This is a genomic window from Corynebacterium sp. P4-C1 (assembly GCF_030503595.1).
Classification (GTDB): domain Bacteria; phylum Actinomycetota; class Actinomycetes; order Mycobacteriales; family Mycobacteriaceae; genus Corynebacterium.
Map to the genome: position 1 here is coordinate 2,155,423 of NZ_CP129966.1, position 12,039 is coordinate 2,167,461.

Below are 12,039 nucleotides of genomic sequence, written 5' to 3' on the forward strand. Positions count from 1 at the left end.
ATCATGGGGCGGTTTTCGCGCTTTGATTTGGTGCGCGACCCAGACCGCCCCGTTTTGGCGGGGCCGCGTCTACGGCATGAGGTTGCGGCCTGGCGAGGCCATGCCGGGGTGCTCCTCGGGCTTGTTGATCATCATGTACGCGACCCGCTGCATGTGGTTCCACAGTGCATCCCGCTGGGCGGGCAGGAGTTCTTCGCTGGTGAACTGGTCGAGGGACGTCTCCATTAGCTTCAACCAGCGCTCCGCTTCCTCCCTGCCGATGGAGTAGGGGAAGTGGCGCCGCCGCAGCATCGGCGCACCGCGCCGTTCGCTGAAGGTCTGCGGGCCGCCCCAGTACTGCACGAGGAACCAGCGGAGGCGGTCCTCGGCGCCGGCGAGGTCGTCTTCGGGGTACATGGGGCCGATCAGGTCGTCCCCGCGCACTTGTTCGTAGAAGCCGTGCACGAGCCGGCGGAAGAAGTCCTCGCCGAGTGCCTCGTACATGGTCTGCGCGTCGTTATCCATCGGGCCCCATCGTACGCCCCCGGCCGCACGCGGCCGGACCCCAGTGTCCGCCACCGTGAATGTAAAACCGTGACCGTCTGAAAGAAATGGACCGCTTGGTCTATTGTGCCTATGAGGATCAGAAAGGATTGTGATGTCTGCCGGATTCAACACCGATTCCATTCACGCTGGGTACGAGCCCGATTCCCTCTACGGATCGATCAACACCCCGATCTACGCGTCGACCACCTTCGCGCAGGACGACCTGGCCGTGACCCGCAACGGTTACGAATACACCCGCGTGGGCAACCCCACGATCACTGCGCTGGAGAAGGCCGTCGCCGCGCTCGAGAAGGCCGACTACTGTGTCGCCTACTCCTCCGGCATGGCCGCCGTGGACTCGGTGCTGCGCATCCTGCTCAAGCCGGGCGACCACATCGTCATCGGAAACGACGCCTACGGCGGAACCTACCGCCTCATCCAGCAGATTTTCAGCCATTGGGGCATCGAGAACACCCCAGTGGACATCACCGACGTCGACGAGGTCGCCGCCGCGATCCAGCCCAATACCAAGGTCGTCTGGGTGGAGACCCCGACGAACCCGCTGCTGTCCATCGCCGACATCGGCGCCCTGTCCGCAGTCAAAGGTGACGCCACCCTCGTCGTGGACAACACTTTCGCCTCCCCGTACCTGCAGCAGCCGCTCGAGCTCGGCGCCGACGTGGTCCTGCACTCGACCACCAAGTACATCGGCGGCCACTCGGACGTCGTCGGCGGTGTCGTGTGCGCCCGCCGCCCGGCGGACACCGAATCCAAGGGCGTGACCGGTGTGACCGCCGCCAGCTTCGACGCGCTGAACGATTTCGAGGACCAGCTGCGCTTCTTCTTCGGCTGGGTCGGCGCGATCCCGTCGCCCTTCGACACCTACCTCACCGCACGCGGCCTGAAGACGCTGGGCGTGCGCATGGACAGGCACTGCGACAATGCAGAAGCCGTGGCCAAGCACCTGGCCGCCTCCGACAAGGTCGACTGCGTGTACTACCCGGGCCTTAAAGACCACCCGGGCCACGAGACCGCCGCCCGCCAGATGCGCCGCTTCGGCGGCATGGTCTCTGTGGCCTTCAACACCGCAGAGCAGGCGATCACGTTCTGCCGCTCCACCAAGCTGTTCTGCCTGGCCGAGTCCCTCGGCGGCGTGGAGAGCCTCCTCGAGCACCCGGCCACCATGACGCACGTCTCCGTCGCCGGTTCCGCTCTCGAGGTGCCGCCGACGCTCGTGCGCATCTCCGTCGGCATCGAGGACGAAGCCGACCTCATCGCCGACCTCGACCAGGCGCTCGCGAAGCTTTAAGCCCCGGTTCTAGCTCTGCGCATCCACCGTGCGGTTGCGCAGCGCGCGGGCCGTGCGGTCCTGCCCCTCGGAGATGATGCGGCGCAGCCCGGCCGGCATGTCGCCAGCGCAGAATTCGTCCGCCTTCGCGATCGCGGTTTCGGACACATCCCACAGCGGGTACATCCCCTCGAGCGTCCGCTGCGCCATCTCGTTGGTCAGACGGTCCCACAGCTGAGGTGCGACGCGGAAATACTCGTCGGTCAGGCCTTCGAGCCCCTCACGGGTGAAGGTCAGCCCGTCCATCAGGTAGCGGGACTCGAGATTCGTGAGATCCTCGCTGACCAGCTTGTCCCACGCCCACCGCTTATCGACGCTCGCCCGCGCCCTCAACCGCGACACCGCCCCCTCGGAGGAAGGATCCTTCTCGTCATCGGCGGCCGAAACCGGCAGCTCTCCGGCGGCGATGAGCGAGGTCAACGCCAACCAGCGCGTTTCCTGGTTATCGGAGGACTCGAGCAGCGTGGTGAAGTGGTCCACCGTCTCCTTCTCCGGCGTGAGGCGGGCCAGGGCGCGGTCGAAGACGACCGCCGGTTCGGCCCCGCGGAATGCGGAGTTGAGCAGCTGCATGCCTTCCGCACGCCAGTCGTCGGCGACATATTGCTTGACTGCCTGCGTGGCTTGAGCGAGGAGGCGTTCCTGCACACTCGGGTGGGTCTCCTGGCCGGCGAAGCGGGCCACTAGACGCACGAATTGGCGCGCGGGCAGGAAACCGTCGCGCACCGACTCCCACAGCGACGACCACACGAGCGTGCGGGCGAGGGAGTCCTCGATGTCGCCGAGGTGCTCCAGCGCGAACTGCTGGTGCTCCTCCGACAAGCCCATGAGGCAGTAGGTGAGGTCGTCGTCGTTGACCAGGGCGAGGTCGTGCTCCACGCCCGCCAGCTCCGGAATTTCGGTGCGCTCCCCTGAGATATCCAGTTCGACCTGCTTGACGCGGGTGACGGAGCCGTCGATAAGCGAGTACAGCCCGATACGGACGCGGTGCGTGCGCAAGACACCCGACTCCTGGACAACAGCGAAGCTATCCGCGGAGATATCCGGGCGCAGGCGGGACACACCCGTAGTGCGCAGCCACTGCTGCGCCCAATCCGACAAATCGCGCCCCGACGCCTCCTCGAGTGCTGCGAGCAAATCGGCGAACTCGGCATTGGAGTAGGCGTGGTTGTCAAAGTGCGTGCGCACCCCGGCGAAGAATTCCTCGTAGCCGACGTACGCCTGGAGCTGCTTGAGCACGCTGGCGCCCTTGGCGTAGGTGATGCCGTCGAAGTTCTGCTCGGCAGTTTCGATGTCCGGTGCGTCGGCGGCGATCGGGTGCGTCGACGGGAGCTGGTCCTGGTTATATGCCCACGCCTTCTCCACCGAGGCGAAGGTGGTCCACGCCTCCGGGTACTCACCGATGCCGACCTGGGCTGTGGCCGCGGACCAGGTGGCGAACGACTCGTTGAGCCACAGATCGTCCCACCACTTCATGGTGACCAAGTCGCCGAACCACATGTGGGCCATCTCGTGGAGGATGGTGTCGTTGCGGCGTTCGAGGCGGTAGGGGGTCGGCTCGGACGTGAACACGTACTCGTCGCGGTAGGTCACCGCACCGACGTGCTCCATCGCGCCCATGTTGTATTCGGGGCAGAAGATCTGGTCGTATTTGTCGCCGAACGGGTAGGTGCGGCCGAATTTCTCGTGGTAAAAGTCGAAGCCGTTCTTCGTCTGCTCGAACAGGCGCTCCGAGTCCATGTGCGGAATAAGGCTCGCGCGGGCGTACAGACCCAGCTCGATCGTCCGCTCCTCGCCGTTGTCAGTGCACGTGTACGTGTCGGTGACGCGCTCAAATTCGCCGGCGCACACGCAAATGAGATACGTCGACAGCGGATAATCGATCGTCGTGCTGGTGGTGGCAGTGCCGTCGCCGTTGCCGGTGCGTTCCACAGCCTCGTTGAGCACCACGACATAGCGCTCCGGCGCGGTCACCGAAATCTCGTACGTCGCTTTGAGGTCGGGCTGGTCGAAGCACGCGAACGTGCGCATCGCCATCGCCGGCTCGAACTGCGTGTACAGGTAATCCTTGCCGTCAGCTGGATCGGTGAATTTGTGCAGGCCCTCGCCTGTGCGGGAATACGAGTGGGTGGAGTCGACCACCAGCTCGTGGGGGCCGGGGGAGAGGGGGAGGGAGCGGCCGTCGATAAGCGTGCCGTCGAGCGTTGCCTCGAAGTTGTCCGCGACGAGATCGAAAAACGTCTCTCCCTCTTTTGATTCAAATGTCACCGTCGTGCGGGCGGTGAAGGTGTCCGTGCCGGTGATGTCCAGCGCGATGCTGTAGTGCACCCCGCTGATCAACTCGGCGCGACGTTGGGCATCGGATCGCAGCAAATTCGTCTTCATGCAAACCAACGTACCGTTGTGGGCATCACCGATTTTTAGAGGAGTGGATTATGACTGAGCAAGTGACTTTCTGGTTCGACGTGGCATGCCCGTTCTGCTGGCAGACGTCCCGTTGGATGAAGGAAGTGGAGAAAGTCCGCGACGTGAACATCGAGTGGATCCCCATGTCGTTGTCCGTGCTCAACGACGGTGCGGACATCCCGGCCGATTACGCAAAGGCGATGGAGGCGAACTGGGGGCCGGCGCGCGTGTTCGCGAAGGTCAAAGCTGAGGCGCCGGAGAAGGTCGACGAGCTGTACACCGCCATGGGCACCCTCGTGCACCCCGGCGGCGAAGGCGGCAAGAAGGGCTACGGCGCGTACGACGAGATCATCGCGAAGGCTCTCGACGAGGTCGGGCTCGACGCCTCCTTCGCCGACGTGGCCAACACCGAGGAGTACGACGAGAAGCTGCGCGGCTACCACCAGGGCGCTATGGATGCCGTCGGCGATGAAGTGGGCACACCTGTGATCAAGCTGGGCGACACCGCCTTCTTCGGCCCCGTGATCACCCGCGTGCCGGAAGGCGAGGAGGCCGGCAAGCTCTTCGACCACGCTGTGGGCCTGGCGGACTTCCCGTACTTCTTCGAGCTCAAGCGCTCCCGCACCGAGGCACCGCAGGTCTAAACACCTGCAGCTACCCGAGCCCCGATCTTCTCGTAGGATCGGGGCATGCGTATTTACCTTGGAGCTGACCACGCCGGATTCGAGCGGAAGAATGAGATCGCCGAGCACCTGAAGGCCGCCGGCCACGAGGTGATCGACTGCGGCGCGCACGAGTACGACGCCGCGGACGATTACCCGGCGTTCTGCATCGCCGCCGCCGAGAAGACCGTCGCCGACCCGTCCTCGCTGGGCATCGTCCTGGGCGGCTCCGGCAACGGCGAGCAGATCGCCGCGAACAAGGTGAAGGGTGCCCGCTGCGCTCTCGCGTGGTCGGTGGAGACCGCGCAGCTGGCGCGCGAGCACAATAACGCCCAGCTCATTGGCATCGGTGGTCGCATGCACTCGCTCGAGGAGGCCCTGGCTATCGTCGACGCTTTCGTCGGCATCACTCCGGACCACCAGGTGGAGGAGCGCCACCAGCGCCGCATCGACATCCTCGCCCGCTACGAGGAGACCGGCGAGACCGAGGCGATCCCGGCACCGAAGACGCTGTAGTTCCCTGATTCTTAGCCTGACCCGCTCTTCGGAGCGGGTTTCGGGGTTTTCAGGGGTTTTCAGGGGTTTTCAGGGGTTTTCAGTGGGCGCTGAGTTTGAGTTAGTCCCGTTGTGCTCAGCGCGGTTAGTCCCGTCCGAAATAGCCTCCACAAAAGGCCAGGTCGGCTGTGACTGATGTGGCGTCACACTGCAACGGGACTAACTGCACCAATGGGGAGACGGAAATGTTCACTCAAGTGGACACTGTTTCCTCACACAACCTCCCCCGTAGAGGAATCATTGGCACGCGTGAGGGGGAAACACAGCAAACAGCAGGGGCTGAGCCTGCAGGAGATCCGGGAGATCGCAGCTGCTTTTCCTCGAGCGGCAGTCACGGGGCCTGCCGCCGCGGTGTGAAGCGTCCTGGTTTTCGTTCCGCTTATTTAACGCCCAACGTTTGAGCGCCTGATCGTTGATAGTAAGCGTCCTCCATCTCCTGTGGAGTGATATATCCTAGGGATTGATGAAGTCGCTGGTTGTTCCACCAGTGCACCCAGCGAAGGGTGGCAATCTCGACTTCACCGACCGATGCCCACGGCCGGTGGGGATAAATCAGCTCTGTTTTGTAGAGCCCGTTGACCGTTTCAGCCAACGCGTTGTCATAGGAGTCGCCAACGGTGCCGACAGACGGATCGATACCGGCCTGGGCGAGCGCTTCACCGTAACGGATCGACACATACTGCGAGCCGCGGTCACTGTGGTGGACAAGCCCTTCTGAGCGAAGATCACCAGCGTGATACAGGGCGTGCTCAAAGGCCTCCAGCGGCAGTTCATCGGTACGCATGCTCGCCCGGGTCGCGACACCGACGATCTTTCTGGAGTACACATCGGTGATAAACGCGGTGTAGGCAAAACCAGACAAGGTGCGTACATAGGTAATGTCAGCGACCCACAACCGGTGCGGTGCGGGGGCAGTGAAATCACGGTTGACCAGGTCAGGGCGGCAATCTGGCACGTTGGCCCGAAGCGTTGTCATCGGTGTGCGGCCACGCCTGCGGCCGTAAATGCCAGCTTGCTTCATCAAACGCGCGGTCTGATCACGACCGATGTTCCAGCCGGCGCGCTGCATGGCCTTCCACATCTTGCGGATCCCGTAGACGCTGAAGTTGTCCTCGTAGACCCTCACCAATTCAGGAATAAGCAGCGCATCTGACAAACTTCTCGCCGACGGTGCTCGTGTTTTCGCTGCTCGGTAACCGCGAGAGGTGATGAACCCACATTCTGTCTCTTTCAATGTGCGACAGATAGCCTCGACCCCGAAGCGATCGCGATACGCATCGATGTATTCGATCATCTTCTGGTGGGACGGTCGAGTTCCGCCGCGAAAAAAGCTGACGCGGTTTTCAAGATCTCATTAGCCCTGCGTAGCTCCTTAATCTCTTTCCGCAGCCGCTTCAGTTCGTCAGCCGTTGACTCGCCGGCGCCAATCTCAACATCGGATGAGACCATATTCGGCTTCAGCCAATCGTTGAGCGTGTGCGCTGGAATGCCGAGCTTTTCACCGATCTCTACGGCTGCACCCCATTTCGAACACCCTTCGAGCTCAACGAGGTCCTCAGCCAAACGCACTGCCTTGGCCTTGAACTCGTCACTGTACTTCCTTGGCATGATTCCAATCCTTCTCTAGAAATGATCGGAACTAAACCCAGGACACTTCAGTGGCACTGGGGCTTCCCACCCTGGGGTGGGTGGAGGCGGTGGATCTGAGGTATTTGTCGGGGGCCAAGTCGGGGAAGCAACCGAAGGACCCGCGGGTGATCTATCGCAGTGGGCAGTTGAGGTCTGACCTCGTCCAGGAGCGCAATGGCGTTGCAACTGTCCATCCGATTCAAGTGCTGTTCGACATCTACCGCTACTACGGCAGACTCGAAGCGCTGGTGCCCTTGGAGCATGTGCGTTTCCACCAGCGCATTTCCCAGGAAGCGTTGCTGGATGCGGTCCAAAGCATGTTGCCCAGGGCGAACGGGATTCGGGGGTTTGAGGAATTGGTGGGGTGGAGTGCGGGGACGTCGCAAAGCCCCCTGGAGACGATTGGCCGCGACGCGGTGCTACAGGCGGAAATTCCAGAGGTGCATTCCATTCAGTTCCAGGTTCGGTTCGAATACGCCGGAGCGTTCGGCGAGTACCGCGCAGCAGTGGTGGACGCGCTCATCAACGGGTGGCTCGTCGTGGAGTTCGACGGCCGCCTGAAGTACGACGGGACGTATGGAGCGCCTACCGATGTGATGCTCGCCGAGTTGGAGCGCCAGAAGCAGCTTCAAAGTCTGGGGCTCACCGTCATTCGGGCAGGTTGGCGCGATGTGATGGCGGGCAAGCTTGTCAGCGATATCCGTCGCCTTCTCCGCGCCCACCCCAAAGCCGCGTGATCAGGAATGCCACTGCGCGAGCCGCTCGCGCAGGATCTGTTCCGCGTCGTCGTGGGCGGCGCGGTTGCCGTCGGCGGTTCCGCCGAACATGATCTGCCATCCGTTCGGGACATCATCGGCATTAGGGAAGAACGCGTGCCCCGCGTCCGGGTACACGTGCGCCTCAATATTCCCGCCCTGCTCCGCCAGCGCATGCGCGGCATCGGCGGACTGCCACATCTGGTCGTCCTCGCCGCCGAAGAGCAGCACGTTTCCACCGAAGTAGCTTAGATCGATGCGCGCATCATCGCCGGCATTCGCCGCGGTTGATTCGTACGTCGCGCGGTAGGAGACCGGGTAGCCCGTCGCCATATCCCATGCGAGTTTCGCGCCAGCGCTTATCGACGCCTCCCTGAACGACGCATACCCAACCTCTTCACCACGGTCGGTGAAGGACGGCTGGTCGGTGCCGGTGGAGAAGTCCAGGCCGCTGTAGGAATGATCCGCAGGGGCGAAGGCGACGATGTTGTCCACCGGGTAGCCGTGTGCTGCGAGCAATTCCGCGAATTCCGCGCCTTTGGAGGTGCCGATCACTGTGACGGGGCCGTCGCCGTCGGCATTGTCATTGATGTAGTCAATGACTTCGTCGAATTGGTCCAGCGGAACATTGGCGAGAGCCGGGGCCTGTTTGGGTTGGCCGAAGAAAAACAGGCTCAGGACTTCGTAGCCGTCGTCGGCAAGCGACGATGCGCGCTCGTAGTCCGGCGATCCTTCCGATCCGCCGTAGACCACGACAACTCCGCGGTGCTTCTTTTTCTCCGGGCGGAAGTGGAAGCCGTTCAGGTACTCTCCCTCGATGGCGGTGACGAGTTCGGAGGTGGGGTAGGAGGTTTTGTCCGAGCTCATTCCGCTTTTCGACGCGTCCGTGATCGGGTATTTCTGCCCGTTATAAGCGCGCAGCCCGACAACCACGAGCACCAGTACGAGAATGGCAGCTAGTAGCCCGAGCATAACTTTCCCGATGGCGCGTAGTGCTTTCATACTTTCACTATCGCACTTTCACCAGCCGGCGAAGTGGCGTTCGAGGCGGAGCGGTCCGTCAACGAGCGAAAGGCCGAACTCGGCGAGAGCGTCACCGGATGTGTTCAGCTCGCTCGGGCGCGTCCGCAGAACACGGGAGCGGTGCGAGCGGATAGTCAGCGTCGGGGAAGTCGAGGAATGTGAGGGGGAGAGCTGGACGAATAAACCGTCTTTCGTCTCGCGGAGCAAGCGGTGGAACCGCTCGGCGCTGTCGAGGACGAAGGCGCCGTCGACATCGACCGAGATGCGGTGGTCTGAGATGGAGCTGTAGCCGGTGGCGGGATAGAGGCGCACGCGGGGATCTGCCCGGAAGAGATCGGGGATGTCCAGGGCGGAGTTGAGATAAATGGTGGCGTCGAGGGCGAGCCAGGAGCTGACCACCAGCTCGAGGACACCGGGGCTGTCGAATTCGGGGTGGTGGGCGAGGTACACGCTGAGATCCGTGGTGCCAAAGCGGACGCCGGACGGGCGGGCGATGGGATGCGTGATGCGGTGGGCGAGGGCGGTGGTTTCGACATTCTTTACCCGGGCTTCGTCCGCGGCATCGGGGAAGCGCTCCCCGAAGTCGTCCTCGTCGTGGACGGCAATAGCGTGTGGCTCGTGGATGAACGTCGCGCCGTGATTCCAGGCGCGGAACCCGAATTCCCAGTCCTCGCCGCCGTAGCCGACAAACGTGCCGTCGAAACCGCCGATGCGCTCAAAGAAGTCCCTCGAGCAGGTGAGCACGGAGGAGATGATGAAGCGCCAGGAGGTGTCGTCGGGGGCGGAGAGGTGGTGGGTGGTGGACCAGGCATCGATAAGCCATTGGGGCTCGGTGCGTGACGGTCCTGTCAGCCGGGTGCCCACGACCACGGCGCGCGGGTCGGCCGCAACGTGGCGCGCGGCGGCGGCGAGGTACCCGGGTTCGGGGACGGTGTCGCCGTCGAGGAAGGCGAGAATCTCGCCGCGGGCGTGGGACGCGCCGAGGTTGCGCGCGGCCGCGGCGCGGAAGCCAAGGTCGTCTTGGGTGACCACCGTCGCGCCGGGCACGTGGGGGACGTGGTCGGACCCGTCGTCGGCGACGATGATTTCCACCTCCTCGGTCACGTCCTGCGCGCGGACGGCCTCCACGACCCGGTCGAGGGACTCGGGGGCGTTGTAGTGCGGGATGACGACGCTGATCATGCGCGGCTCTTCCAAAGCGTCTGCCACTGCGCGGCGACGTCGTCCCACGTCCACGACGGAGGATCGGCGGGGCCGGGTTCCGAGAAAGCGTCGACGGCTGCCCGCCACCCACCGGTCGCGGCCGGGTCGACGAGGGTGATGCGCCCTGGCAGCCACGCGTCGATTTCACGGGTGTAGTCCGAATCGGTGGCCAGCACGTGCCGGCCGGCCCCCAGCCACGTCATCAACGAGCCGGAGGCCGAGAAGTGCTTGTGGGCGCACACTGGCACCGCGATGCAGCCCATTTCGGCGGCGAGTTCATCGTCGGTCAGCCAGCCGGTGATCTCCGCGTCGAGTCCCGCATCGGCGGCGCGCCGGAGAAGGCCTTCGGCCCAGTTCTCGTGGCCTGATGACACGGAGCCCAAGAACCGCAGGCGGTAATCGGTGCCTGCGAGGTCGTCGATGAGGGTCTCGTAGCCCTTACCGGGGTAGAGGAAGCCGAGCACACCTACGGTGCCCGGCTCGGGCGCGAACGAGGAGTCGATGCGGGGAATGGGCAGGCGCACTACGGAGACGTCCACACCGCGGGAGCGGAAGAAGTGGGCCTCGTGGTCCGAGTTGGTCACGGCTACACCGCCGGAGTCGAGGCACGCCTGCGCCAGGCGCAGGTAAGCAGGTGCGCGCCGGGCGAAACGCTCCTCGCCCTCCTCCGGTTGGGGAATGTCGTGGAAGCTGACGCTTAAAGCGCGCCCACCCACACGGGTGAGGAGGGAGCCCACCGCCTCGTCGGGGCTGGGGCCGAAGAGGTGGTCGGTGAACGTGGTGTGGATGCAGCCGGCCGGAAGCGGCGCACTGCTGAACTCTTCGTCCCGGATTACGGGGGCATCCGCCACCGCAGCGAGGGCGAGTGCGTACTCCGTTACCCCGTGCCCGTCGGGCCCGACAACGAGGTGGGTGGGCTGGCTCATGAAAGAAGCTCCAGTGCGGCGATGCGCTCGGCGTGGCGCTCGAGACCGTGGGCGACCAGTTCGGGCCGTGCGCGGTAGTGCTCCAGCTGGGCGGCGACAATCTCGTCCCAGGGGATCTCCCCGCCGCCGCGGCGGGTCCAGGTGTCGCGGTCAGGAACGGAGGTGCCGAGGGCGGAGGCTGCGTGGGCGTCGATAGGTGCGTCGAGCTCGCCGAGCATCTCGTAGTCCGGCAGCTCGATGTCACCGCCCAAGCCGAGAGCTTCACGGGCGCGGGAAGCCACGACCGCGAGTGTCGCGTTATCGGGGTGGTTCACGGTGTGCCAGACAGGGGCGGTCTCCAGGTAGTCGGAGATCAGCACTGAGCCGTGGCGCTGCTCGCGGGAGCGGAGCTGCTCCACGGACATGTCCGCCGCGCGACGGTACGCTTCGGCGGCGGGGCGGTGGGAGACAGGCTCATCCAACCCGCGTGCGGCGGCGGCCAGGATGCGTAGGTCGTGGTACGGGATCACCGGCGGGTCCTGAGAGGAGTCCGCCGGGTCGCGGATGATGGCCTGGTAGGGCATGAGGCCGTCGTAACGCAGGACAGGCACGATCACGTGGCGCGCGCTGCGGGGCAGCTGCGCCAGCGTCTGCGAGGTGCCCACGGGCAGACCGCGGTAGTCGTCGCGGATCGGCTGGGTGACCAGGATGTCGGTGCGTGCGAGCATGTCGGCGAACCATTCCATGTCCTCCGGTTCGAGCTCGTGAACAGGGGCGATGCGGGTGGACTCGACGTCCCCGGCGGATGAGATGAGACGGCGCAGGGACTCGGCCTGGCAATTACCGACGACAGTGAGAAACGGCATGGTCCCCCAATATAGCTGCGCAAACAGCAGAGAATCTCGGGCACTGTGCCGATAGGTGCGCGAGCGTTTATATTAGGAACGTAAAACGGGCCGACCCACCTGGGCCGGTCCCAATTATTGCGAGCAGGACGTGAAGGGCGGTGGAATGAAAGTTCTCTCGATCCC

General features: G+C 64.1%; 11 protein-coding genes. 4 read left to right on the forward strand and 7 right to left on the reverse strand.

The features are described from left to right. Positions 1-69: 69 nt before the first annotated feature. Positions 70-504, reverse strand: coding sequence for a globin (locus QYR03_RS10235; protein ID WP_259851264.1), 435 nt, complete (start codon positions 502-504; stop codon positions 70-72). A 133-nt stretch (positions 505-637) separates the two neighbouring features. On the opposite strand from QYR03_RS10235, the gene QYR03_RS10240 reads away from it, so the two are divergent. Next, positions 638-1,834 (forward strand): cystathionine gamma-synthase, encoded by a 1,197-nt coding sequence (locus QYR03_RS10240; RefSeq protein ID WP_259851263.1) that lies wholly within the window; start codon positions 638-640, stop codon positions 1,832-1,834. 9 nt (positions 1,835-1,843) lie between these two features. Here QYR03_RS10240 and pepN read toward each other — a convergent pair whose 3' ends face one another. Beyond that, the gene (gene pepN, locus QYR03_RS10245) at positions 1,844-4,255 is read right to left on the reverse strand and encodes an aminopeptidase N (protein ID WP_301713523.1); all 2,412 of its coding nucleotides are present in this window, start codon (positions 4,253-4,255) and stop codon (positions 1,844-1,846) included. A gap of 50 nt (positions 4,256-4,305) precedes the next feature. On the opposite strand from pepN, the gene QYR03_RS10250 reads away from it, so the two are divergent. Continuing rightward, positions 4,306-4,920, forward strand: coding sequence for a DsbA family protein (locus tag QYR03_RS10250; protein ID WP_301713524.1), 615 nt, complete (start codon positions 4,306-4,308; stop codon positions 4,918-4,920). Between the two features lie 45 nt (positions 4,921-4,965). After that, entirely contained in the window at positions 4,966-5,454 is a 489-nt protein-coding gene (locus tag QYR03_RS10255; RefSeq protein WP_301713525.1) for a ribose-5-phosphate isomerase, read from the forward strand. Positions 5,455-5,872: 418 nt separating this feature from the next. On the opposite strand, the gene QYR03_RS10260 is transcribed toward QYR03_RS10255, so the two are convergent. Then, positions 5,873-7,101 (reverse strand): IS3 family transposase gene (locus QYR03_RS10260; RefSeq protein WP_301978463.1). Its coding sequence is split into 2 segments (ribosomal slippage): positions 5,873-6,828 and positions 6,828-7,101, totalling 1,230 coding nucleotides; the frame shifts between segments, so codons are not numbered across the junction. 146 nt (positions 7,102-7,247) lie between these two features. On the opposite strand from QYR03_RS10260, the gene QYR03_RS10265 reads away from it, so the two are divergent. Then, positions 7,248-7,859 carry a hypothetical protein gene (locus QYR03_RS10265; protein WP_301712903.1) on the forward strand — a complete coding sequence of 204 codons (612 nt, stop codon included), beginning with the start codon at positions 7,248-7,250 and terminating at the stop codon, positions 7,857-7,859. Here QYR03_RS10265 and QYR03_RS10270 read toward each other — a convergent pair whose 3' ends face one another. The 4 genes from QYR03_RS10270 to QYR03_RS10285 are packed head-to-tail and all read right to left on the reverse strand — an operon-like array spanning position 7,860 to position 11,874. Further along, complete coding sequence (locus QYR03_RS10270; RefSeq protein WP_301712902.1) at positions 7,860-8,879, reverse strand: acyl-CoA thioester hydrolase/BAAT C-terminal domain-containing protein; 1,020 nt, start codon at positions 8,877-8,879, stop codon at positions 7,860-7,862. An 18-nt stretch (positions 8,880-8,897) separates the two neighbouring features. After that, positions 8,898-10,082: a glycosyltransferase family 2 protein gene (locus QYR03_RS10275; protein WP_301978620.1), complete on the reverse strand. Its 1,185-nt coding sequence runs from the start codon at positions 10,080-10,082 to the stop codon at positions 8,898-8,900. Next, entirely contained in the window at positions 10,079-11,029 is a 951-nt protein-coding gene (locus QYR03_RS10280; protein ID WP_301712900.1) for a glycosyltransferase family 1 protein, read from the reverse strand. Before QYR03_RS10280 ends, QYR03_RS10275 begins: the two co-directional genes overlap by 4 nt. Beyond that, positions 11,026-11,874, reverse strand: coding sequence for a WcbI family polysaccharide biosynthesis putative acetyltransferase (locus QYR03_RS10285; RefSeq protein ID WP_301712899.1), 849 nt, complete (start codon positions 11,872-11,874; stop codon positions 11,026-11,028). The genes QYR03_RS10280 and QYR03_RS10285 overlap by 4 nt, the downstream gene beginning before the upstream one ends. Positions 11,875-12,039 lie beyond the last annotated feature (165 nt).

Bases quoted from the DNA above. Each gene is read 5' to 3' on its own strand.
- pepN (WP_301713523.1), bottom strand. From the start codon at position 4,255: ATGAAGACGAATTTGCTGCGATCCGATGCCCAACGTCGCGCCGAGTTG.
- QYR03_RS10285 (WP_301712899.1), bottom strand. From the start codon at position 11,874: ATGCCGTTTCTCACTGTCGTCGGTAATTGCCAGGCCGAGTCCCTGCGC.
- QYR03_RS10280 (WP_301712900.1), bottom strand. From the start codon at position 11,029: ATGAGCCAGCCCACCCACCTCGTTGTCGGGCCCGACGGGCACGGGGTA.
- QYR03_RS10270 (WP_301712902.1), bottom strand. From the start codon at position 8,879: ATGAAAGCACTACGCGCCATCGGGAAAGTTATGCTCGGGCTACTAGCT.
- QYR03_RS10250 (WP_301713524.1), top strand. From the start codon at position 4,306: ATGACTGAGCAAGTGACTTTCTGGTTCGACGTGGCATGCCCGTTCTGC.
- QYR03_RS10235 (WP_259851264.1), bottom strand. From the start codon at position 504: ATGGATAACGACGCGCAGACCATGTACGAGGCACTCGGCGAGGACTTC.
- QYR03_RS10240 (WP_259851263.1), top strand. From the start codon at position 638: ATGTCTGCCGGATTCAACACCGATTCCATTCACGCTGGGTACGAGCCC.
- QYR03_RS10275 (WP_301978620.1), bottom strand. From the start codon at position 10,082: ATGATCAGCGTCGTCATCCCGCACTACAACGCCCCCGAGTCCCTCGAC.
- QYR03_RS10255 (WP_301713525.1), top strand. From the start codon at position 4,966: ATGCGTATTTACCTTGGAGCTGACCACGCCGGATTCGAGCGGAAGAAT.